Annotated in this window: 23 protein-coding genes and 2 pseudogenes; 8 read left to right on the top strand and 17 right to left on the bottom strand. The window is 41.6% G+C overall.

What is annotated here, in order from left to right:
• Positions 1-29: 29 nt before the first annotated feature.
• Complete coding sequence (locus IEW11_RS11660; RefSeq protein WP_188531244.1) at positions 30-821, bottom strand: sporulation protein; 792 nt, start codon at positions 819-821, stop codon at positions 30-32.
• Between the two features lie 160 nt (positions 822-981).
• Between IEW11_RS11660 and IEW11_RS11655 the strand changes: the two genes are divergently transcribed.
• Complete coding sequence (locus IEW11_RS11655; protein ID WP_188531243.1) at positions 982-2,544, top strand: copper amine oxidase N-terminal domain-containing protein; 1,563 nt, start codon at positions 982-984, stop codon at positions 2,542-2,544.
• Positions 2,545-2,574: 30 nt separating this feature from the next.
• On the opposite strand, the gene IEW11_RS11650 is transcribed toward IEW11_RS11655, so the two are convergent.
• The 9 genes and pseudogenes from IEW11_RS11650 to IEW11_RS25340 form a co-directional block, all read right to left on the bottom strand.
• Complete coding sequence (locus tag IEW11_RS11650; RefSeq protein WP_188531242.1) at positions 2,575-2,898, bottom strand: hypothetical protein; 324 nt, start codon at positions 2,896-2,898, stop codon at positions 2,575-2,577.
• A gap of 81 nt (positions 2,899-2,979) precedes the next feature.
• A complete protein-coding gene (locus IEW11_RS11645; RefSeq protein WP_308422731.1) occupies positions 2,980-3,660 on the bottom strand; it encodes an IS3 family transposase in 681 nt (226 codons plus the stop codon).
• 206 nt (positions 3,661-3,866) lie between these two features.
• On the bottom strand, positions 3,867-4,157 hold the full coding sequence (locus IEW11_RS11640) for a transposase (RefSeq protein ID WP_188531241.1): 291 nt from the start codon (positions 4,155-4,157) through the stop codon (positions 3,867-3,869).
• A gap of 312 nt (positions 4,158-4,469) precedes the next feature.
• Positions 4,470-7,031 carry a S8 family peptidase gene (locus IEW11_RS11635; RefSeq protein WP_188531240.1) on the bottom strand — a complete coding sequence of 854 codons (2,562 nt, stop codon included), beginning with the start codon at positions 7,029-7,031 and terminating at the stop codon, positions 4,470-4,472.
• A gap of 12 nt (positions 7,032-7,043) precedes the next feature.
• On the bottom strand, positions 7,044-8,045 hold the full coding sequence (locus tag IEW11_RS11630) for an AAA family ATPase (protein ID WP_188531239.1): 1,002 nt from the start codon (positions 8,043-8,045) through the stop codon (positions 7,044-7,046).
• A 392-nt stretch (positions 8,046-8,437) separates the two neighbouring features.
• Entirely contained in the window at positions 8,438-8,977 is a 540-nt protein-coding gene (locus tag IEW11_RS24905) for a hypothetical protein (RefSeq protein WP_229725238.1), read from the bottom strand.
• A gap of 9 nt (positions 8,978-8,986) precedes the next feature.
• A pseudogene (locus IEW11_RS24900) lies at positions 8,987-9,070 on the bottom strand (hypothetical protein); the annotation flags it as partial.
• A gap of 35 nt (positions 9,071-9,105) precedes the next feature.
• Positions 9,106-10,005, bottom strand: a complete 900-nt coding sequence (locus IEW11_RS24895) for a recombinase family protein (RefSeq protein ID WP_229725185.1) — start codon at positions 10,003-10,005, stop codon at positions 9,106-9,108.
• A gap of 88 nt (positions 10,006-10,093) precedes the next feature.
• Positions 10,094-10,288: pseudogene (locus tag IEW11_RS25340) on the bottom strand (recombinase family protein); the annotation flags it as partial.
• Positions 10,289-10,897: 609 nt separating this feature from the next.
• Here IEW11_RS25340 and IEW11_RS11615 point away from each other — a divergent pair.
• Entirely contained in the window at positions 10,898-11,143 is a 246-nt protein-coding gene (locus IEW11_RS11615; RefSeq protein ID WP_188531238.1) for a hypothetical protein, read from the top strand.
• Between the two features lie 85 nt (positions 11,144-11,228).
• Complete coding sequence (locus tag IEW11_RS11610; protein ID WP_188531237.1) at positions 11,229-13,760, top strand: HD domain-containing protein; 2,532 nt, start codon at positions 11,229-11,231, stop codon at positions 13,758-13,760.
• 377 nt (positions 13,761-14,137) lie between these two features.
• Here the strand turns inward: IEW11_RS11610 and IEW11_RS11605 are convergent, their stop codons facing one another.
• The 3 genes from IEW11_RS11605 to IEW11_RS11595 form a co-directional block, all read right to left on the bottom strand.
• Positions 14,138-14,527 carry a type II toxin-antitoxin system death-on-curing family toxin gene (locus tag IEW11_RS11605; RefSeq protein WP_188531236.1) on the bottom strand — a complete coding sequence of 130 codons (390 nt, stop codon included), beginning with the start codon at positions 14,525-14,527 and terminating at the stop codon, positions 14,138-14,140.
• A 2-nt stretch (positions 14,528-14,529) separates the two neighbouring features.
• The gene (locus IEW11_RS11600) at positions 14,530-14,823 is read right to left on the bottom strand and encodes an AbrB/MazE/SpoVT family DNA-binding domain-containing protein (RefSeq protein WP_188531235.1); all 294 of its coding nucleotides are present in this window, start codon (positions 14,821-14,823) and stop codon (positions 14,530-14,532) included.
• A gap of 269 nt (positions 14,824-15,092) precedes the next feature.
• Positions 15,093-15,956, bottom strand: coding sequence for a hypothetical protein (locus IEW11_RS11595; RefSeq protein WP_188531234.1), 864 nt, complete (start codon positions 15,954-15,956; stop codon positions 15,093-15,095).
• A gap of 270 nt (positions 15,957-16,226) precedes the next feature.
• Here IEW11_RS11595 and istA point away from each other — a divergent pair, with 270 nt between their 5' ends.
• The 5 genes from istA (at position 16,227) to IEW11_RS11570 (ending at position 20,586) form a co-directional block, all read left to right on the top strand.
• A complete protein-coding gene (istA, locus tag IEW11_RS11590; protein ID WP_229725183.1) occupies positions 16,227-17,705 on the top strand; it encodes an IS21 family transposase in 1,479 nt (492 codons plus the stop codon).
• Complete coding sequence (gene istB, locus IEW11_RS11585; RefSeq protein ID WP_174351843.1) at positions 17,706-18,449, top strand: IS21-like element helper ATPase IstB; 744 nt, start codon at positions 17,706-17,708, stop codon at positions 18,447-18,449.
• 208 nt (positions 18,450-18,657) lie between these two features.
• A complete protein-coding gene (locus tag IEW11_RS11580; RefSeq protein ID WP_188531233.1) occupies positions 18,658-18,981 on the top strand; it encodes a hypothetical protein in 324 nt (107 codons plus the stop codon).
• Between the two features lie 5 nt (positions 18,982-18,986).
• A complete protein-coding gene (locus IEW11_RS11575) occupies positions 18,987-19,355 on the top strand; it encodes a hypothetical protein (protein WP_188531232.1) in 369 nt (122 codons plus the stop codon).
• Positions 19,356-19,674: 319 nt separating this feature from the next.
• The gene (locus tag IEW11_RS11570; protein WP_188531231.1) at positions 19,675-20,586 is read left to right on the top strand and encodes a TnsA endonuclease N-terminal domain-containing protein; all 912 of its coding nucleotides are present in this window, start codon (positions 19,675-19,677) and stop codon (positions 20,584-20,586) included.
• Positions 20,587-20,786: 200 nt separating this feature from the next.
• On the opposite strand, the gene IEW11_RS11565 is transcribed toward IEW11_RS11570, so the two are convergent.
• The 4 genes from IEW11_RS11565 to IEW11_RS11550 form a co-directional block, all read right to left on the bottom strand.
• On the bottom strand, positions 20,787-21,167 hold the full coding sequence (locus IEW11_RS11565) for a hypothetical protein (protein WP_188531230.1): 381 nt from the start codon (positions 21,165-21,167) through the stop codon (positions 20,787-20,789).
• Between the two features lie 12 nt (positions 21,168-21,179).
• The gene (locus IEW11_RS11560; protein WP_188531229.1) at positions 21,180-21,788 is read right to left on the bottom strand and encodes a DUF8426 domain-containing protein; all 609 of its coding nucleotides are present in this window, start codon (positions 21,786-21,788) and stop codon (positions 21,180-21,182) included.
• Between the two features lie 1,577 nt (positions 21,789-23,365).
• A complete protein-coding gene (locus IEW11_RS11555; RefSeq protein ID WP_229725181.1) occupies positions 23,366-23,956 on the bottom strand; it encodes a ScaI family restriction endonuclease in 591 nt (196 codons plus the stop codon).
• Positions 23,957-24,022: 66 nt separating this feature from the next.
• Positions 24,023-24,292: a hypothetical protein gene (locus IEW11_RS11550; protein WP_188531228.1), complete on the bottom strand. Its 270-nt coding sequence runs from the start codon at positions 24,290-24,292 to the stop codon at positions 24,023-24,025.
• Between the last annotated feature and the right edge of the window lie 82 nt (positions 24,293-24,374).

Here is a 24,374-nt window from a genome sequence, read left to right as displayed (position 1 = left end):
TGCATGATGCGTTGCGTTCCGCCGCCGGTTTATTCACTGTTAGCGGCAAAACTTATGATGCCCTCCAGCTGCGCGGCAAGCGCTTCATCGTTCCTCTGCCCCCATTCCGCCGGAACGAGCTGTATGGTATCCTGCACGGTGTCCTTTCCGGTAATCGAGTGAAGCAGTCCTTGTCTGCGCTTGATTTCCATATTGATCTGCAGGATATCGGACAACCATACGGGTGTGATGATGGCCGCTTCCAATACATGCTGGTACCCGGCCGAAGGACTGTAGATGAGCTTCTGGACAAAAGGATCCGGGCTGAGCTGGTCATTGCTGTTTTCCGTCAAATACGATTTGGCCAGCTGGAAGCCGAGCCGCTCCATGGCATTCAGAATCCGCTTCATTAAAGGATCGGGCAGCACATCGATCCGGTCCTTGCCCGAAGGGTCGACCGCCTTCTCCAGATCAAGCCGCGTCTGGAACCAGACGGATTCCCGGGTAAGCTTGGGAGGAGTATGCAGAGGCAGGAGCAGGGTCAACGGAAGCTCACGGGTTTCGCCCGGCTTCAGCGTAAAATCACAAGCAAGCGTATAGGTTTGAATTAACGCTTTAGCCGAAATCTGCCGCATTTCGCCATTCGCATTGGCGCGGTGCTGCGTATACTCCGCATACAAACAAATTTCACAGGTCTGCAGCTGCTGCTCCACACTGCCACCACGGATCCGGACAACGGACTGAAACTTTTCCCCGGCGGTCAAGCTGCCGCTTGCTAGCCCCAGATCCACTTTTACACCGCCGATTCCGACTTTGGCCAATGCCTTTTTAAAAAAAGACACAGACATCCCCATCCTTTCCTTATTGCTTCATCTTAACGCAGTCAGCTTTCAAACCCATCACAAATTTATCACAAAATCGCTTGTTAGTTATTTGTAAACCAGGATTGTTATTGTAATCGCAGCAAGTTTTTTCCACTATATCTTTCAAGGAGTGAAGTCTGTGAAAAATAAAATTGCCACATTGTTAACGATGCTGCTGTTGTGCCTTGCAGTGTCAGGCTTAGCACCGGGAACAGCCCAGGCTGCCGGAACGATCTACTGGACCGAAGAGCAAAGCGCGGTCTACAGCCCGATGCATCCTTACACACTAAATTGGTCAGGGGATGTGCTGGACCGGGGAGGATTGAATTTATCCACGTTGGATTACACGCGCGTAAGCCCGGAGACGGATATCGTCATCAATCAATATGGCGATATTGGAGCGCTGTCCATCCGTAAGCTTGGCAAGGAGGAATTAACCGATCCGACCGTCCGCTATACGTCCGGCTTTACGAATTCATTGAAAATCGAGCAGGGCGCTTTGTACCTCGTCATGCTGCAGGACGGCACCTACGCCAAGCTTCTTATCGACCGCATCCTTCCGGACAACGGCCTCTCGATTACGCAGGTCAGGTTCTCTTATGTCTTCGAGGCGGAGGAAGAAGTCTACGACCAGGGCGGCGACGACTATCCGCTCTCGTTGGATATCGGTTCTCCGGCGGAAGATGCGCTTAATCCGCTTGCAGAATATGAGTTCGAGGGCGAAAACGCAATTACGATCCCCTGGACACAGCTGCCCGGTGAGTATATGTGGGACATCTACCGCTCAGACAACGGCGCCCCATATGTGAGGATGACCGATTTCATGCTGACAGAAACCGAGTATACAGATCACTATACCTTTATCGGTCACACTTATCTGTATAAGCTTGTGTCCTATGATGAGTATGGGGAGCTGATCGACGTTTCCGGCGCGATTAAAGTAACGATCGTCCCTGAAGGGGGAGGACAATCAGCGGATGACGCTGACGGACCGCAGAATCAGATTGTACTGCAGATTGGCAATAAAACAGCCTACGTCAATAATAAAGCCCATACACTCGAAGCCGCACCGTCCACCTATAACGGCCGTGCGGTCATTCCGCTCCGTTTCGTCAGTGAAGCGCTTGGCGCCGGGGTGAAATGGAACGGCAAGGAACGCAGCATTACCATTACATTGGGACAGGATACGATTGTGCTGGTGCTCGATCAGTCCGCCGCCAAAGTGAATGGCAAGACCGTGATGATGGATGTGCCCGCCATCATGCAGGGGAAAGTAACGATGGTGCCGATCCGCTTCGTCAGCGATCAGCTGAAGCATAAGATTTCCTTCGACAATGTGACGAAGAAGATCGTCATTACGAGCCCTGCCGATGCAGGCTCGGCGGGCGGCAGCGGTAGCAGCGGGGCGAACAGCGGCAGTGAAACACAGGCGTCCGCAGGCGGGTCCGCTTACTTCACCGGCACCTGGAAAATGTATGTTCCCGGTGGAGCGGACGGCAGAGAGCTGACGATCCATGAAGACGGCACCATTTCCTTCTACTGGAATGGAGCCCAGACTGGCACATGGACATACGATGAAGTGAACGACAAGCTGCTACTGACCAACTATAAGAGCGGCTGGGATTGGACAGTCACACGCACAGACACCGGCATTACCGTATCGACCTACGGCGTGTATGAGACCGGGACGCGGATAGACTAGTACGAGCGGTAGAATTTACTGCTGCACGAATCACTTCGATGATGCTTGTTCTATATTCAAAACGGGCAGCCCTGCAGCTGCCCGTTTTTCTGTCCTTAAATCTGCTTTCAAATCCATCTCTCCCACGGGCATGAACCAGTAAATAGATTTCAATACAAAACGAAGCAAGTGGGGTCCTCTCCAAAGGACAAAAGCAAGAATAGCATCAACTAATATAGCAATGGGACCACCGACGTATTCTACTATATCTCCAGTTTCATTTACTAATGCCAAAATCCATCGAATAACCGTGGCTAACAAGCCCACGCACAAACTGAATATAACAAATTTATACACATATTTCTCCCATGTCATGCCGTTTAAGACCTCTTCCGCTTTTCTGGAGTTGTCAAAAAAAGTACAGTTTGAAAACACCCTCATACAGAAATCCAGTTGCTAAGCTGCTTGTGACAGCATTCTTTCGCGATAGATAGTTGGGGGCCAGCCCCCTGGATTAGAGGTGTAGACCCGCCGTCTGTTGTAGTAGACCATGATATATCTGAAGATGATCGATTTAATATAGGCCATCGGATAGCGCTCCGTGTTGATCTTGTACAGCTTCTCTTTCTTTAGCGTAGCAAAAAAGCTCTCCATCCTTGCGTTGTCATAGCAACGCCCTGTGCCGCTCATGCTCTGAATGGCACCTCGTTTAGCTAGACACTCTCGGAATGCCTGGCTCGTGAATTGACTGCCTCGATCACTGTGAAAAATCATTCCGCGAGCATTTCTTGCTTTACAGGCATTCTCAAAGGATTGGATGCAGAGTTGCTTGCGCATGTTATCGTCCATGGCGACGCCCACGATCTCTCCGTTGAAACAATCCAGTACCGCGGACAGATATAGCTTGCCGTCTGAACAAGGGACTCCGGTGATATCCGATAGCCACCACTTTTGGTTGGGTGCTGAGGATTTGAAATCTCTGCGGATCAGGTTTTCGCTCTTCTGAGCTGCGGCATCCTCACGTGTAATGCCGTTTGGATGACGCTTGGCTTTCTTCAGCAGGCCGTGCTTCTTCATAATTCGATAGACGGTTCTGTAGCTGGTCGTGATCTCTATTTGTGACAGCGCCAGCAGAATGCGCTGGACACCTTAATTCCTGTTGTCTTCATGTTCTGCAATAATGTCTTTGATTTTGACCAGAAGAAGTTGCTGCCGCTCCTGTTTGGGTGTGGGCTTCAAGCTACGGTAATAGCCCGATTCACTGATAGCAAGTACTTCGCACATCTCCTTGACGGTCCACCGATCCCGTCGTTCACGGATATATGCATAGAGCTGGCATGCCTTTACCGCTTCCGGTCTTTTGCGAAAAAACCGAGTGCATCCTTGAGAGTTTCATTCGCGCGGCGCAACTCAACAATTTCTTTTTCTAGTTCGATTTCACGCACGGTCTTATCGGCAGATGCATACGCGCGTCCGCTACCGATATGCGCTCCTTCGCCGTGCAGGGTTCTTCGTTTTCTCCAATCCTGCAAAGTATGGTAGGCTACGCCCAACTGCTCGGCAGCTTTCTTTGGTCCAATTTCATCGCTCAATCTTACTGCTTCTTCTTTGAATGCTTTGTCGTACCGTTTCATTGTCAACACGTCCCCTCGACTGCTTTAATTTTATTTCACTTGAGGGGGTTTTTCGACTGCATTTTTATCGTAGCACTCCACTTCTTCCCCGATTTTAGATCTTCTGAAAACTCATTAATTAGATTAATTCGCATTCATATTCCTCCGGATATTACTGTTATACATATTTAAAACCTGACAACGCCAACCACGAAGTAAAAACTTCGATCGGTGACGCACTTACATAAACATCGCCGCGGCGTATCCCATTAATTGTGAGCCTTTATGCTTGCAGTCATTTCCGTAGGGATCCATGCCAAATTACTCTTGAAGTCATTCCTCCACTTCAATTTCTTGTTCTAAGCTATCAATTTCAACTTCAACAAGATTGCGTATCATTTCAAATATTTTTATATCTTGGTTTATGGCTTCAAAACTAACTACTAAAGAATATCTTGCAGCTTCATTTGCATCCCAGCCCTTGTGTGCACGAACTGCAATGCAGAAACTATCAGTTAATTGGTTAGACTTAATAATAGCCCAATCCTTCTGTAATGTATTATAAGAACGTGAAAAATCCTTGGCTTGACCATGATTGCTCTGCTCACCAATCACCCATTTAAAATTACCATCATCATCTACAGATGCACCTTTAGTAAAAATCCTCTCTGCAAATGAATCAATACTTTCTCCGATCTTACTGCATCTCCAGTCAAGCCAAGTTGATAAATATCTACTAATTGTTCTTCTTGTGTTTCTTGGTTTTGCAACGTACGATAAAGTGATATCTATTCGGATATCATAATCTTCACCAATGGCATATAATTCATCAGGGACAGGTATTCTATAAATATGTGCCTCGCCTTCAGATAGATATGTAGTGTTTTCAGTAACCAAAGTAATACGATAGTCATCATTTCTTGTTGCTCTAATTACATTAGGAAGCCCATAACCAACATGCCTCATAATTTCTTGTGCGTTGACAAATTTATCGTTGATAGTAATTGGCCATCTAGCAGAATTCGCTATCAGAGCTCTATACAATAATGCTGGAGAATCAGGGAATAATTTCTGGATTTCAGCCGCTATGTATGTAACTTTAGGTGTTGAAAACGATGTTCCTATTGCATCTTTAGCGAATGCAGCCCCTTCAGGTGACACCCTAAGCAATTCAGGACAAACATCTGCCGGTGTAGTAAGACGATTATCAGTACCCTCTCTATTCTTCACCCAAGTCCCACCATATTCAACAACATCCGGTTTCACAGAATTCCAAATTCCTGAACCAGATCGAGAAAATGCCGAGGGTTCATTTTCCCCACTTATGCTAACAGAATCTTCAGTTTCATAATACAAATTCGTGATTGAACCAACTGTTAAAGCCTGCATGCTCTGTGCTGGATTTGCAATTCTTGCCCTGTCATCAAATAAATACTTCGGATATGATTTACCCTCATTGAATAATTCCTTTATTGTAGTATCAAAAACATTGCCTGCGGCTTGTATAAATAAAACATCCTGTTCGTAGCTTTGCATATCTATCTCAGCAGCCCATGGTGACATGTGTTCAATCTCACAAGAGCTAATTTCGGCAACTGAATGATTAAAAATTTTTGTTTTCCTGGTAGCATCCACCGCAAATTCTTTTACAACAGCTTTTATAGTAAGAGGAGGAAACATACTAATTTGAATAGAATGCCCGTTGGTTTCATCTAACACACGTGCGTTTCGAATAAAGCATGGCAACTTATATGTACCTGACTGAGGAATTTCAAAGGGATACAAAATGGCTCCCGCTACTCTTGTTCCGTGTCCCCCATTTCCTACTTCATCAGCAACTGAAGTTGTCCCTTTGACATAACATCTTGAATCTTCATGAAGAATTGCTGATCTAATATACTTGTGCCCTTCTTGAATCCCGCTATCAATAACTGCAACAATTGGTGCATCCTCATCAGGGGGGAGAATTGTTAAGTTTGGATTTATTTCCTCTACAACATCCGCTACGGATTTTCCTATACACAATTCCCCAACATATTCCATTTCAAATAAAGGTGAGAAATTGTATGTTAAGTCCCTTAAGCATTTTCCATTTATCTTAACTCTAACAGAAAAACTATCACTAAACTCAAGAAAGGTTGGCTCACCATCTACGTATGACCCAGTAAATTCACCACCATATGATCTGATAATTCTTTCAAACTGTTGTTCTCTCTCTGACTTTAACTCATCCCAAAGATCATATGCCTCATAATACTTTTCTTTCCAATTTTTATACTTCCTACTATTCTTATACTCTTCTTCACTAATGTCATCAGGTTTTTCAGGTGGCTGATCAATTGAAAACACATTGCCAGAGCAACTAATGCTTACATCAACTTCATATTTTTCCTCATCATTTAATGTTGTCCAAATGCTCAATAATTTTTTCCCAAGTATTTTCTTTAAACGAGTGTCTTCCTCATGGAATTCGTATATTCGAGCCGGGGTATTGCAATTCCTCGATACTTCATTTATAAACTCATCTGTTTTATTAATTAAAGTTGCAAATTCCGATTCTCCATTAGATACTATTACAAAACCATCTTCCAGTTCAGATATAACTTCGAATCCAAGATTTTTCAGAAAACTCACATCGCTGCTTGGATCTATCTCCAATAAAATGGGAATCCCTGTTTGAATTTCTGGCAATTGTTCTCTCAGTCGTTCTTCTTGTCTGTCCTTCCAAAATTTAGACAGCTGAGCAACTTGTCTTTTAATGTATCCTCCATGGTTCACCCGATTTCTTCTATTATCCATTGTCCTTGGATCAGGTGTCCTCATACCCCGGAATTTCGGTTTACCAGCTAAAACTAACGGTAAGGGAAGATGTGAAAACCCATTGCTATCAGCCATAGTTCCACCTCATTAATATTTCATGGTAATATCCTTTATTACTCCTATGATATGTTCTTTTTTTACTATATTGGATCCCTCAAGGACGCAACTTTTAGCTGCGTTTTGTGCTATAGACACAATATTTGCAGCAGAATGCCCCTCAAGTTTATTAGACAAAGCATTCCAATCAATATCTTTACTTACGTTCATAGCAGAAAAGGTAGTTATCAATAATTTTCTTATTTCATTAATTGATGGTTTCGGTATCTCAATAACATCATCAAATCTTCTAAATAAAGCCTCATCAAGTGAAACCTTCAAATTAGTGGTAGCCACCACTAATCCTGGTGATTTATATTCGTCAAGTAACATTAACAACATATTTACAATCCGTGGAACTTCACCTACATCCTGACCAGATGTTCTAGATTTCGCAATAAAATCACACTCATCGAGTAATAGAACTGCAGGTTCGTTTTTACAGTAATCAAATACAGCTCGCAGATTTGAAGCAGACTCTCCAAAATATGAGGATAGTAATGAATCAAACCGAACTTTTAGTAGAGGCAATCCTAAATTCCATGCCAAACGTTCCGCTGCTAAGGTCTTGCCACAACCAGGGTCGCCATATAATAAAACCTTTTTTTTGGGAGTAAGATTGTACTTAGCCAACCGCTCTTTTGCCGCATATTCTTTTTCAATGCATGAAAGTCTGCTTTCAATTTCATCATTTAGAATCATATGATGCTTTAATTGGTCACGAGGAACATAAGAAACTAATGGCATGTCATTGCGTTTACTCGTAGGTAATGCCCCCATGCCACTGCTATTATTTTTTTCATTTCTATATTGTGCGAATCCATTATTGACTCTCGGCTTTTCAGTGTATTTGATCTTTTCAAGAGAATCAGCTAAAACCCCATGGTTCTTCTCTCGTTCACTCGAAATGATGAGATCAGCTATTTTTTTTAACGCAACTATATCCTCAGAAAAAATGGCTTTAAAAAGCCTCTTAAACAAATCAGCGTTCATATTGAACTTTGTCCCTTCCAGTTGAAATGTTTATACGTGTGGATGGTGTCTTAACACAATAACGGGGCATAAACTTGATCTTATCGTCATTATAAGCGATGTCAATCTACTCGTCACTGTACTGTTATTTCAAACTTTTAAATGAACAATCAGAAAAGACCCTGCATCACACACGTATAATATTCCATGGTTACCTCCGATTCTACTTATTATTCCTAAATTCCTCCTTCGGTCTTATAGAAGAATCATAAAATCGAATAAATCAACCAAACTCTATAATAAACTCCATCTGATATTTGCTTGCAGTGAGATGGGAACATGTTCCCATCTCACTTCCTTTATCCCTATGAATTTCCACACAATCAGACAATTTCCTGCTATTTACAATGCCTTTACCACTCTATGACAATGGTTTTTTCAAATAACACTGTGTCATCATACATAAAATGTCTCGTCAAATACATTTTCTTGGTTTCCCGTTGGATTAACAGCTTCGATATATACTTCCCTGCGAGTTGATGCAACATCTGCCGATTGGCTACCTCATCGTCCAACAGACTGATAAAAGTCCGAATGTCGTACTTCACAGACGCAATGTATTCTTCGGATACATCGACCGTTGTATTACCTTGGGCAAGTGCTTCGTACTCCGCCATCTTCACCCGCAACTCCTGATTCATCTCGTCTAGCATCTCTTGATGGAATGGCTTTCCCTTGCCCGATTTTATGTCCGTCTCGATAGCTTGAACTTTTTTCTTCAGAAAGCTGATCTCTGCTTCCAGATTGGATTGCTGGACGCTCACATGCTTGTTCTTGTCGTTATGGTACATCCGAATTTCTTCCTCCAGATTGTTATCCATTAATAATCGAAGCAACGTCGTTCGCAACTTATTCGATACGATCTCTTCCGCTCTCTCCTTTCTCCAAGACACATACGAACAAAATTCCTTACCCTTCCGCTGATAGCCTCCGCAGACATAATATCTATGGCCACCGGTCTTCGCCGATGTAACATTGCCAATCATTCGTGAACCGCATTTATCGCATACCATAATGCCTCTCAACCAATAAGGTGATGCGGATCGCCTCCTCCGTTCTGCCGTCTCTTGGTCTTCTCCTGACATTTCTCAAACAAATCCAGCGTAATTATCGCCGGATGTGCATGCTCTGTTACAACCCATTCTGAGTGATCACGCCACTTTACACCCTTCGTTTGATACTCTTGCTTGTTCCAGACTCTCCTGCCAATGTATGACTCATTATGAATAATGGCTCTTATCGTCGATGTTGACCATGTGTGGCCTTTTTGCGTCGGCACCTTCCGTTCGTTGAGTTCAGATGCAATCTTGTGGTAGCCTTTATCCTCTACGGCGTACTGATTGAATATCCAGTGAACGATATCTATCTCTTCGCGAGGACTAGGAACCCATACAGCCTTCGTCTTCTGATTGCCAAGAGCAACATATTCAGTACGATAGCCATACGGGGGCATACCACCGTTGCTGTAACCCTTCTTCGCATTTTGGGTCATTCCCTTGCGAACTTCCGCCGCGAGATTCGCATTGAAGTATTCCGACACGATTTCGAGCATTGATTCAAGCAGCATATTTTGAGGAGTATTTTCTTCCGTTTGCTCCGTTACAGAGATTACCTTCACGCCGATTTGGCCGAGCAATGCTTTATAGAAGATATGATCGTCGCGTTTACGTGAAAATCGATTAAACTTATCAATGATGATAGCATCAAAGTTACGATTTGATCGTTTCGCCATGGCAATCATCTTTTGAAATTCAGGCCTATCGTCGGTTTTAGCTGACTGCCCTTTCTCGATGAATTCATGCACGATAATCCATTGCTTTTGCTGACAATATTGTTGGATAGCCTTCAACTTTGTGGGAATTGATAATTCCTTCTCTTCTTGCCGATCTGATGAAACGCGAACATAACATACCACTTTCATTTACATACATCTCCTTCGTATATTGGATTTTGGGCATAAAAAAGCAGGCACGCTACAATGGGCATACCTGCGATGGAAAAACATCAATTCATTTGTTCATCTTACGGGCCATTAAGGCTGATTGTGCCGCAGACCATAATTGTTCATCGATAATCGGAGGATGACTGTTTCTCTTGATAATCCATTTCTGCTGAGGATTTTTTATCTTTGTTGTCTCGCATTTCTTGTTCCATATTCGATGCCCGCAGTATGCTTGATTCGCTAAAATCGACAGTACGGTTGACGGTCGCCAATTGGTTCACTTTGCTCCTTGCTGATCATTGAGAATACGAGCTATTTTCTTACCCCCATATCCCGCGGCGGCTAATTGGAATATTGAGCCATCTTCAAAACGAACCGTACTTCATCCGGTCGCCGCTCGACTACAGATTGCCTATGCGATTGTCTATTTATATGCACAAGAGCTGTACTATCCAAGTTGATCGGACAGGCACAGAGATAAGATCAATAATATTTTGCTAACAGGGTTACAAATCAGGTATGGTACGATATATACAAAGACTGCAGTAACTTCTCTGCCGGTTATAGAGTAATGAAGTATCGTATTTATTAATTTTGAACGATTTGGAAGAGGAATTTGACCGGTTAGAGAAGATTTATCCGAAACTACGCCCAAAGACCTACAAAAGCATAGTCAAACGAACTGGTACGTTGTACAATTATTGGTACGATGCACCTTTTTTGTATGCTCATACGCCGGTAGGCAGGATATCAGGGCATCCATTCATTCAATTCAAGAAAAAAAGTATGTACTAACGAACAGGGAGCGGGACTCTACAGCCTGTCTTACAACGATGATGAGTTATCTTCAGGCGTATTGGAGAAAGTGGTCATGGGCAAGATTGACTACGAAAATGATTTCGAGCAATGGCTGGAGAACTGCCTTAACGTATTGTTTGAGGAAGACGAGGGTGATACCTTGCGTTGGATCGGTCGGCAAGTCAGAGCAACGATAGGCGAGAGCGACAAATATCCCGATCTGCTTGGCACCGACTCCTCTGGCGACATGGGCATCGTCGAGCTGAAGAAAGCCAAGAGGTCGTCGCACAAGCTCTTGAATACGCGATCTAGCAGGTAACCTTACCTACCTATTTCAAATACCACAAGTGAATAGCTTGCATTGACCGTAGATTAACAAAGATAGATATGGAGCGTGGAAAAGCATGTCTCAAAGAGCAGCTGATTATAAGAGCAAATTAGAACTAAACCAACCGAGACTTCTACAGTATCTAATCGAGAAAAACAGCGAGTTTGCCGATAATATTCTTACAATGGCCAGAGAGGTTGAGCCTATCCTAAGTGAAGGCATCCATCAAACATTCAAGAAATATACATTACATAATATCGAGCATTCAATAAGAATTATAGAGTCAATGTATGACCTAATTCCAGATGTTACAAAAATAAGTGATTTAGACATAGCTTTGCTAATATACTCTGCTTTATTACATGACATTGGGATGTTTGTTTCCGAAGAAGAAATAATTAACATACAGAATGGACATTGTTTTTCTTCAGAAATTAATTATCACGCCGTTTTGAAGAAATTTAATGATGATCATGCTCAGGCCATTCAAGACTACATAAGAAGGATTCATGCCAAAAGATCTGCTGATTTCGTTAGGAATAAATTAATGAACTATTTGTCCCTCCCTTCTCAACCGGCTTCTAACTTCTCGGAAGAAGTAGCTTTAATATGTGAAAGTCATACACAAGATAGTTCATGGTTAAAAAATAAACTAAAACGACATGGTGAAAAAGGAGAGTATAGCTTCAATACACAGTTCTGTGCAGTCTTATTAAGACTATCAGATATTCTTGATATTGATAGTCAGAGAACACCTCCTAAATTATTTGAACTAATTCAGCCAACAGGGAATAGTTCTGAAGAATGGAGACAACACTTTGTTATTGAAAATAGAGATAAGATAAAAACAGATGAAAGAACTGGCCAAAAAAGCATCGTGCTTTATGGTCATTGCTCAGATTCTTCAATACACAGGAAAATCCTGGGATACATTGATTGGATTAATAACGAGATTCAAAGTGCTAATTCTATAACCTCCCAAATGAATGACAAATACAAATTACTAATCCAATTTCCGGTAGAGAATAATATCCAGCCCCAAGGATATACACTTTCTGATTTACGGTTATCTATAGATTACAAAGCCATTTCAAATTTATTAATGGGCGAAAAAATATACGGTGACAGAATTTTAGGATTGCGAGAACTAATTCAAAACGCAATTGACGCATGCAAAGTGCGTGGGGAGATAGAAGCAGGACGTAGGGAATATGGAGAGGATGAGTACAACCCAAGCATTAGAGTGATACTAGATGCAGCGAAAAAGCAAGTATCTATAAAGGATAATGGAACAGGCATGTCTATGGAAATACTTAAAAAATATTTCCTGAATATAGGCGTTTCCTATTATCAGTCGGATGATTTCTCATTAAGAAACTTTAATTATAAGCCTATTGGGAATTTTGGAATAGGGTTTCTAGCGTGTTTTATGTTGTCGGATGATCTTGTTATAAAAACAAGACATTATCAAAACTTTACCCGCTACGACCTTGAGATGACCAAAGACAGTCCCTTCATATGTTTAAACGAAGTCGAAGATTTATCATTTGAAGGAACTGAGGTGATCTTAAACTATGATCATTTTATGAATGAATTTAGTTTTAATATTACTAAAGTGCGGGACTTTTTACAGCAATTTTTCCTTACCGACGACTATAAATTAAATTTAATTGTAAGATCGAATGAGAATGAAATATATACAATCGAAAATTCATTAAAAAATAATGTTATAGTCGGAAAAGAAAAAATTATTATAAATTTGTCTAATTATTTAGTTGATGTGGAGGGTTTCATAGAGCTAGAACTTTCTAAGTCTCTACACTACTCATATTTGAATGATTTATCATACGCTGGAGTCCCCTATTACTACGATGGAAATTCCTTAATAAAAATTGATGATGAAGAGTCTTTTGATCTATCTCTTTTATGTCATGACCATACTGTTCGCTATTTAAATATCCCTATTATTAGTAACGGTTTTACAGATGATTATGATAAAATATTCGATGTACTTGATAGTCGAGATGAAACAATAAGTAAGCTAACTGATTTTGATGATCTTGAATGGATTACGATTTTCATCGATAAAGAAATACCGGACTCTTCCATTAATGTTGGTATTGTCTCAGAAGACTCATATATTATTTCTGATAATTTACATTACTCTGATTTGAGAAATTTAGGTCAAGCCTTTGGATACCCAACAAAAGTGTACAAGCTACAGACCAACATATTCCTCGAAAAAAATAATACGATATATTTTCCTTTTTCTCATAAGGATGAAATATACTCATACGGCAATCGAATACGAAAAGTATATATTAGAAATATATTTGTAAAAGATTTTTCTTATCACTTTATGACGCAACTTTCTAAAGTAAAAGTTACAAACTTTATGATAAACGTACTCAACAAAAATATTGTTCCTGATATTTCTAGAAATACGCTGAGCACAGAAACAGGAATTTTACTTAATCATGCTATCAACAAAGTAATTTACTTATGGGTACTTGAAAATTTCAAATTGCCTCATATAGAAAAAGAATTACTAACAGAATTTATTGACACTTTCTATACTAAAGACAACCCGCTGATTAAAATGAAATAGTGCTTTATGGCTGATAACCTATATCGAGGCAGCTATCCGCTTTTTTATAATATAAACAGGACTGAAGCATGCACCCTTGCGAAGCCGGTTGCGGTTGAGCTTGGGAGACGTCAAAACGGTGACGGAGGGCCAACCCCCCATGCACAGTGTCCGAAGTTTTATGTATTCGAAGCAAGAGCAACCACAGAGCCTTTAGTACTGCGGTTCCCCGAGGCTCCATGCATACAAAAAAACGAAACGACAGCCGCTTTTAGCTGTCGTTTCGTTCATTTGGTATGTAGGCGAGGGGATTTGAACCCCTGTCCGAAGATAACGCCTCACAGGCTTCTACGGGTGTAATCACGATTTTGATGTCACCTAGGCGATCGCTTCCTCTTCTACTCTTCGGAAAATCTTTCAAGAACACTCTTGATTTCGTCTAATGAAAGTACCCCTTTAGCAATATCGACAATAAATTCAACGGCAGATCCCCGCTCCATTTTTAGATGATACCCATTTATCAGTAAAAAAGATTTCGTAACCAGATAAGCGGTTCTCTTATTCCCATTATGAAAGCAATGATTCTTGACTAAAAATTCTAATAATGCCGCAGCCTTATCAAACACGTTCGGGTATGCATCCTCCCCGAATAGTGACTGCTGTGGCCTATGTACTGCGGAGTCCAGCAATGAGTGGTCTTTCACACCTGCTTGCTCCGCATCGTTCATTCTCTTCATCATAAAGTAATGCGCTGCTATTACCTCTTCTTTGGTCAGAAATGTTGTCATCGTCATCGATCCCTCAAATCATCAAGAATCCCCTCGTCCTCCTGAAAGACGTCATAGAAGGCCTCTAGAACCTCAGGACGCACATTCTCTGGGAGCTTGTTTTGCCGAACTTTTCTTATCAGAATATCGCCTTGCTGATTCTCAATGAACTCGAGTTCTTCCCCTTGGCTCACTTTGAGCTTCTCTGCAAGTTCTTTGGGTAAACTCACACCCAGACTGTTACCCATCCGTCCAATTTTACGAATGTAGCGTTTTTCCTGCTCCTTTTTCCCTTTCACTTTGACCACACCATTCATTTGTTTTCTCCTCCTATAGTATGATCAACTCGCAACCGTTAATACATTACTAAATACTAAAGTTAATACGTAATAACATTATAACGTTAAATACTATGCTTGCATAGCAAAAAGAACACGCTTGAGGTGTCCCTTCTGATGGTATTGGTGGAGGCGAACCGTGGCTGTGCAAAACCACAATTCGCCGAAGTGTGATGCTTAGGATGTTTGGGGAGGTGGCATAAACCATCCTCAGGCATCTTAATTACAGATTTCTATTTTTTAAAGAATTAGACAACTTTATATCCAATCATAAACAATGCCGATTCCAATGCCCTCATTCGAACTTTTTTGTCAAGATCGTTAAATTTTGAATTCGTATTATTAACAATTTCACTTAGTAGCCAATTTGCTCTAATATTATTTTCAGTATGCCGTTCTGGGTTTTTATACATTAACTCTGGGAACGAGTATTTCACACTTCCAGGATTGCGTTTATTTTGGCTACTGCTTATATAGGTACTCTCTCTTCCTTTTCCCCAAGCAAAAACTAACTCAACGGGAACTTCATTCAATGCATTGTCCTCACAGTACTTCCTAACCAGTAATCCTAAAGCAGCACCTACACGCCCGTCATAGATGATAAAGTCATCCATACAAAGTGAATAAATTTTGGTAAATCCTGAGTTCATAATTACTCTTTCGTTATAGTACGATTCTGATGAAATATCGGAAATAAACCTACTTCTAGTACTTTCAAGATAACTACAGATTCCTGCTCCAAGTGTATCTATCTTTTTATCGTTTCCTCGAAGAACTCCACCCCAGTCTAAAATTGATAAACAATGGTTTCTGCATACTTCAGTATTTGATACTTCTATACTATTTATCAATCCCTTGGATAGTTTCGCGAGTGACTCTAAGCTATCATTAAATGAGCTACCTGTTACTTTCATCCCACTTAACGGATCTTTATATGTAAAAGCCCAACTGTAATTTTCGAATGCTGAATAAATAGATGAACATTCCCATCTTTTAACCGGCTTTTTCAAGTCAAAAACATGGATAAACGAATCCGGTTTATCTAATCTATCTGAAATCCAATCTATGAAGGACTTAACTAAATTTGATCGCAAGAAATCATCTCTTTTCATTAAAACACCCCATCATTGATTATTATGCTGTGTACACCAGCCCTAATGAATATTTCGCTGCTGAGGAGCCATCTGGTTAATCTGTGAGAGCCACCGTGTTAATCAAATAGAGCCATCATGTTAGTCGCGAGAGCCACCCGTTGGTAGAATGGAGAAATGTGCCGCTGGTCATCAGAGCACAAATTCCAATGGGAGGTCATCGAATGATCAAGTACCGAGATATTTTACGGCTCAACAGCATGGGATTGAGCCAGCGCGATTGCATCAAGCTTGCAATGCTCGCGGAACACGGTTTCAGAGGTATTAACCAGAGCGAAAGAGAAGGGGGTGTCCTGGCCGCTGCCGGAGGATGTAGTCGAAGCAGACCTTCAGTATTTGCTTTACCCCGAGAAGGCCCAAGTCTCATCTCGCAAGATTCCGGACTGCGAATACATCCATCGAGAGCTAGCCAAGAGTGGCGTGACCCTTAGTCTACTCTGGAACGAGTACTGCGAGAGCTGCCGTTTAAGCGGCGAAATCCCCCTCATGTACACTCAGTTTTGCAATTACTATCGAAAGTACGCCGCGACAACTAAAGCCACCATGCACATTCAGCGTAAGCCAGGCGAGCATATGGAAGTCGACTGGGCTGGTCAGACAGCTTCTTTGGTAGACCGGGAAACTGGCGAAATCATGCCGGTATACATCTTCGTCGCAACTCTTCCATCCAGCCAATACGCATATGTGGAAGGCTTTCTTTCTCAAGCACAAGAAAGCTGGATTTCCGCGCACGTCAATGCCTTCAATCATTTCGGGGGCGTCCCCAAAATCCTTGTTCCAGACAACCTCAAAACTGGAGTGGAACAATCCTCTTGGTACTCCCCCGTTATCAACAAGACCTATCATGAAATGGCCGAGCATTACGGTATCGCTGTTATCCCTGCCCGAGTCAGAAAACCCAAAGATAAACCCAGCGTGGAGGGGACGGTTGGGATCATCTCCACATGGATTCTGGCGGCATTGCGTAAGCAGACATTCTTCACTCTTTCCGAATTGAACGAAGCCATCTCAGTGAAGCTCGAAACCTTCAACCGTAAGCCGTTTCAGAAAAAGCCAGGCAGCAGGCTGAGTGCGTTTCTTGACGAGGAGAAGCACACCCTGCAGCCGCTACCTGTTTCTGCGTACGAATGTGCCACCTGGAAAGTTGCCACCGTACAGTTCAATTATCACATAGCTGTAGACAATATGCATTACAGCGTTCCCTATGAATATATCAAACACAAGGTAGACGTCCGAATTACGCGCGGCGTTATCGAAGTGTTCTACAACCATCATCGGATCTGCTCTCATCCCCGGCTTTACGGTCGTCCGGGACAATATCATACCGTTTCAGATCACATGTCGGAAAAGCATAAGCAGTATGTGGAATGGAATGCAGAGCGCTTTGTCGCATGGGCAAAACAGGTGGGGCCTTATACATGTACAGCCATCAAAGCCATACTTGCAGGTCACCGGGTAGAGCAACAAGGATACAAGTCTTGCATGGGCGTATTAAAGCTGGCAGACCGGTATTCCTTGGTTCGTCTTGAATCCGCCTGTGCACGGGCTCTTAGCTACACACCCAATCCTAGCTACAGGCATATCAGCACCATCCTGAAATCAGGGTTGGACACTCTTGAGGAAGCTGCAACGATCGAACAACCAAGCGCGCCTTCCGTGAATACTCATGGCTTTACACGCGGTGCAGACTATTACGGGAGGAAATCCTAAATGTTAACCAATACGACGATTACGAAGCTAAATGAAATGCGTTTAAGCGCCATGTCTGAATCCCTGCGGGAGCAAATGCAGAACCCGTCTTACTCCACACTGTCTTTTGAGGAACGCTTCGGGCTAGTAGTGGATGCAGAATGGGCACGCCGGAAGACGAACCAGCTAAGCAGGCTTCTCAAAAAGGCAACGCTACGCTATCCGAGTGCATGCGTCGAGGACATTGAATATCATTCAGACCGACGCTTAGAGCAACCTCAGATCCTGCGGCTTGCAACTGGCAATTATATTCATGAGAAGCACAATGTCATCATTATGGGCGCATCAGGCGCGGGGAAAACCTTTATCGGGTGCGCGCTGGGCAACGCAGCTTGTCGTCATTTATATGCAACGAAGTATATCCGCTTACCTGAGCTCCTAACGGACCTGGCTATCGCTCGTGGAGATGGAACATATAAGAAGGTTATTGCCCAATACAAGAAGATCAGCCTTCTCATTATGGACGAATGGTTGCTGGTTCCCCTGACTGCAACAGAAGCCCGAGATTTGCTTGAGATCATCGAAGCCCGCCACCAGAGCGCCTCGACGATCTTCATCTCCCAATTCGCTCCGGATGGTTGGCATGAGAAGATTGGCGAACATACAATGGCCGACGCAATCCTGGATCGAATTGTGCATAATTCATATCAAATGCTAATCGACGGCGAAGATTCCATGAGAAAAAGGAAAGCACCTCAGTTCTAAGATAATGTTCCCGAGGGCTGCCCCAAACCGGGGTGGCTCTCCCCTCCGATAAGGTGGCTCTATTTCATTAACATAGTGGCTCTCATTCATTAACCAAGCGGCTCTGCCGCACCGAAATATTCACCCTAAGAGCGAATAACTAGAATTGCATAATTGCAACCGTTTATTACCAATAGTCGTATATTACCATATAGAGGAGGCGTTTGACATGGAAATACTAGTTCCCAAAATCTTAAGGAAACGAGAGACTTTATTTGATGATGCTCGTGTTAAAAGCACGAAAGAATTTCCATATGATAACCGCCGTAAAATAGTGTCACAATTGTGGTCTGACAGCGGTTATAACTTTCTTACATACTTCATTCCAAAAAAGGGATTAGATAACGTAAATAAGGAAAGTATGATAATTGACCTAAATAGCAAAGGAATCAGTATAGATTCTACACTCCCATGCAGCCTAGATACTTGCTTAGATTCTGAAGGAATGGAATGTTGGCGGTTAACATTAACTATAGGCGAATCGGAGGAGTAGTAATAATGTATGAACTTGATAAATCAATTAACTGGAAACTTGAAAATAGAGAAGTAACGTTAAAAGAAATCTATCCTAAAATTCTTGAGTGTCTTGTGATTTCTCATAATCTTAATGCTGGAGAAACATGTCCAGAATGTAAAGAACAGGAGCTTGTAGAAATTGATATCTACACCTTGCACGATATGGTACAACGAAGATGCAAATTAAGAACCGTCTCAAAAACAATAATAGAAGAACCAAATCCTCAATGGTTCGCAATTTGTCCATGCTGTGATCAATATGCTCTGGGAATTGATGATAACCTCGAAATCTTAATGCGCAATGCACATGGAATGACGTTTTCTAGGCTAGCAATCTATTTAAATAGCTGATGCATAAAAAAGTACGCGATGAGCTTTGTCAAAAGGGCATCACTACTTTTAATCTTTAAGATTAATTGTAGAAAACGGCATTCTTCTCAAGTAACTCCGTTCAATACGAGATGAACCCCTGTCCCATCTTAACCGTTGTAGTTTTAAAGGGACAAGGGTTCATTTTTCCGAACCGTGGATCAGTAAATCCACAATTCGTCGCCGTGTGATGTTGAGAAAGTTTGGTGAGGTAACGTGAGCTCAAGAAGTTGTCCCTTCATTACTATACCTAAGCCCAACAGTATATTGCTATCCATTGGGCGAGGGTGGTGAAAGGATTATGACAATAAAGCAAAAGATCGATCTGGCTTTAGAAGAGAGAAGAAAGCTCTACATGCATTACAACGATAAAGATCGCATCGTCGAACCTGCTTACTTATTTTCTGTCGAAAAAGCCAGTTATATGGTCGCTTACTGTTATTTTAGAAAAGAATGGAGAACCTTTCGCATTTCAAGAATCGAAATCTGCCGAGTTCTTGATGAATCTAGCGAGAGACCAATTACCCCTTGGGCCCAAGTTGATTTATCAAGTCTCAACAGAAGAAATATAAAGCTAATTCGATCAGTTACTTCAAAACTAACAGCAACTCAATATGCAAATTCGACGGGTGATATATCTAAAACCTCTACGCACGTAAAAGCGACTAATGAATCAACCACATATACTTCACCTAACTATATAAAGAGGGATTCTAACTATCCAAAGACATTAGAGTCCATCAAACATGACGGGCCTATTATTTGTCGTAGTCCATTAGAGGAGCGTGTTTATCGATCAATAATTCGAGATAAGGAAGTAGAATTCTTTCAAGTAGAGCCACTTAAAATTCCGTATGAATTTGAAAACAAAACAAGAATGTACATCCCAGATGCACTAATAAAGTACAAAAGCGGCGATACGTACATCATTGAAGTAAAACTCTCCGATGAGATTCACACTCCAGTTAATCAGGCAAAGTTTCGCGCAGCAGAAAAATACGCTAAAGAAAAGGGCTATAACTTTTCGATTAAGGGGATTTACACCTCGGCAAGTGGCTATAGTTTACTGGGGAATATGGATGGAATGAAAAAAACCAAACCGCAAAGATTGAAACTTTTGATTCTACTCATGAAGTCGCGGCATCTAATGGCACACAATTCTCAGACAAAAAACCAGACGTCCAAACTCCAAATTACACATGGCTATGGTTAATTATAGCGATAATTGCACTCCTGTTTATCATGTCTCAACGATAGATAATGATTACAATCGATTGTAAAGTTAACATACTGAACCCCTGTCCTGCATTACCATTGTGGTTTTGTATGGACAAGGGTTCATTTTTCCGAACCGTGGCTGTGCAAAACCACAATTCGCCGGAGTGTGATGTTGAGACTGTTTGGCGAGGTGGCTTAGGACACCTGCCAATTTGAAAGTCTGAAATACGTCATCCCCTTGATAGGACGTCCATCCTTAGAGTAACGACCGAATCCCCAGGTTTCAGGACGGTGGAGAATTACTTCAAACAAAATGAGACCATAAAATTTTGCTGCAGATATATCGTCATATCCGAGTGCATAATACAGAGGTTGATAAACCGTTCCATGCCAGTCATGCCCAGGGATCCAACTCGATGTTATAACTTCATTTAAATCGGCTATGTTATTCAATACCTTTCGTACCTGATCATAAGCAGTATTATCGAATTTTTGTAGCTTCTTCAACCATTTTTCATACTCGGTACGATGTGGAACACAGTTTATTTCCTTACCCGATTCAACACTGAGGATCATTAGACACACCCCTTAACTCTTGAAATATTGTAACAATGCTATTGCAGCGCGTGTTTTCCTCTCAATATCCTTTGAATCCATTTCTTCTGCAAGTATCAAAAGAGCCTTGCTAATTAACTCATTGATTTCAATGCCTAAAGCGGCTGGTTGTTGATTGAGGTATCTTTCAAGCTTTGCGACCTCAATCGGATGCTTGAACTGTGTTATACTTGGTCGATTTCGGATGAATTCCTTCAATTCAGGTATCAATTCACTTCGAGGAATGACTGCTTTCCAATCGACAGAACGCTGATGGGATAATCCCACGTCATCCAAATCCCCCTTGAAACTATAGGCCCCTAACATACCAACATGAACGTTGCCGTTGTTTCGATCCTCAATAAGAACGAAATCCCCAGGCGACATGGTATTACAAAAAGCATTAACCATCCCTAGATGATAACGGGTTCGTGCGGGATCTTCATGATAAACACGCTCTAAACGTTCGCGAATTTCCTGTTTGTTTAGACCGCTTAAGTCACCCAAACCAGGATAACCAATTGCAACAAATCCTCCGGTCAAAAACTCATTAAATTTATCCTCTACATTTAGAGGATATGTTTTGCATTGAAATAACTCCATTGCAGATTGCTCCTCTCGATCTAATCATCCCTGAAGATGATCTTCAAGGACCTCTATATAAAATAATAACACTCATATATATTCTTGTCAATCTTGAAGATGCTCTTCAATGTGTTCTTTAGGTCATACGTGAACTCTATGGTCTTGATATGTCTAAATATTGCATGCAGCTTGTGGTTGAATGAATCCTTCTGTTCCCAGCTTCATCAAAAAGAAAAAGACAGTACGGACAAAAGCGTCACTAAGACGCAATCGACGGTACTGTCACATTGAAATCTGCTCGTTACGTCATTGGAGAACGAAATTGAACCCCTGTCCAACATAAACCATTGTGGTTTTATATGGACAAGGGTTCAAAAAAGCGAACCGTGGCTGTGCAAACCACAATTCGCCGTCGCGTGCTGCTTAGATTGTTCGGGGAGGTAGCCTAATCAAGTGCGGCAAAACGGCTGTATTTGAGGGGAAGGTTTCGCTTTGATGATTCGTAAAGTAGCCTTGTTCCATATGGCGCTCCATAAGGAAGCGGCCAGGTCCCCATTAAACAATAAAGGCCTTCTTAAGTCCCTCTCGTCATGAGCTTTTACTTTAACCCTTGCATTTTCCATAATTTTAACGAGATTACTGAACGGATATTCTGTTAAACGAAAACCTGTTATTGAAAAAGGCTTTTTATCAGAAACCCAAGGAATGAACGACTAATGTGGGAACTCTAAACTCGGAGGGTACATGGAAGCAAAAATCGAATAATAGGGTCTCCTTATCGTTACAAATTGGTGTGAAAACCTATGATCGTCAAAATGATATTTCCAAACATCATCGTTGGTAGTAAACTCATCTGATTTGGGTGGCTTCTTTAATTCCAACTTCCTTCCTACCTTACCAATGTCCCACTTTTCCTTGGCTCCAACCACAAAGACCGTATCCACCCATATTTCAGATATTGTGTAATTATTATCAAACTGATAATTACCAAAAAAAAACAATGTCTCCTGACTTAACCTCATGGTTCAATAGGCGTGGTGAAACCAAGGAGTTTCACCTGTCGCATCTACTACAGTATTGTGTGAGGTTTGATGAATATTCCCCCTTTTACCCATTCTGCAGTACGACCAACACCAAGGCAACGGATCAGAGAAAATACAAGGATCCATATTCGGCCCTAAATTATTCACACCATACGCATCGCCTAGAAATGAAAGATATGTATTATTAATTAAACCTATTTGATCGATTACTTTAACCTCTGCCTCTAAAGGATATCTCCCAGGCACATCGCCACTCCTTTTAAGTGGATGTGTGATAAAGTAACCTTTCAGAAGACATCGCCTCCTTAAATCCATCTTATCCTAATATTAAATAATTATGTGATGATACGAATGTTGAATCCTTAAACAAGCTTTTAGACGTAATTCCGAATAAGTGAACCCCTGTCCTAAATTAACCATTACGGTTATATATATGGGCAAGGGTTTAATTTTCGAACCGTGGCTGTGCAAAACCACAATTCGCCGGAGCGTGATGTTGAGGCGGTTTAGGGAGGTCGCATAATACATTATGTAAATACTAGATCGCTATGATCAAAATAGATTCATGATTCCTTTATCAAAAACAAGAACTGATGATTTCTTTTTCGTCTTTTCTTTTTCGTATAACAGCAATAGCTTATAGTCTCTTGCTTCTTTGGAAAGTGAAGCTTGTTGTCCCGTCGCTGATTTTTGTGCTTTCCAATCTGAGTGATCTATCCATCCGAATCGCACTTTTGTAATTTCAGGTATAATATCGTCCTCAAACTTCTCGAAGTTAATTGTTATATAAAACCCAGACTTTGATTTTCCAGAATTATTTTCGCTGTTCTCTTGTCCGTAGCTTCTGTTACCAAAAATATTTGTCTTGTTGGACGAGGTCTTAATTTCAATAGAGTAGAAGTCCTCTGGAATGTAAACCAAATCTTTATCTCCTTTATCCCTTTCACGCCGCCAAGAAGCTGGATATTTTTTACTGAGCTTTACAGGGATCAGTTCGTGTAAGAAACTCCCCATAATCTGAGGCACTGGGAAAACATCAACTCCAAGTTGAAGTTCCCCCGCAATTTTTGTTGTAAGAATACCTTCCCACGATTCTAAAACAGCCTCTACGATATCCTCAGGTTTTAAAGGATGACTATTCACAAGCTATTTCTAAATTGAATACACCAGAAGTCCTTTAGTAGATTTCTGGTGTATCCCACTTTATTATCATTTCATTCTTTCGATATCTGCATCAATCTGGATAATTGTAGATATATCTTGGTCAGTGTATCCTCTATCCCTCAATTCAAGTTTTATCGCTGCAGCATCTTTTGAAAATACACCTTCAGTTTTTACTCTTGCTTTCATTTCATGAATTAATGAATCAGCATCCCTATAATTATACTTTTCTTGCAGAGAGCGGATTTCTTCTTGCCTTTCCGCTAATTTACCCGCCGCACTGTCAGCCACGCTTTTCAACTTGTCCCAAAACCCCATTTTCAAACCTCCACGGAATATCTTTTTCGTGTATATTCGGCAAAAGAATTAAATCTCCTTCAAGAACATGGTTACTGGCGTA

It is taken from the genome of Paenibacillus abyssi (assembly GCF_014640295.1).
GTDB lineage: Bacteria > Bacillota > Bacilli > Paenibacillales > Paenibacillaceae > Paenibacillus_D > Paenibacillus_D abyssi.
This window is presented reverse-complemented; position numbering and strand designations above follow the sequence as displayed.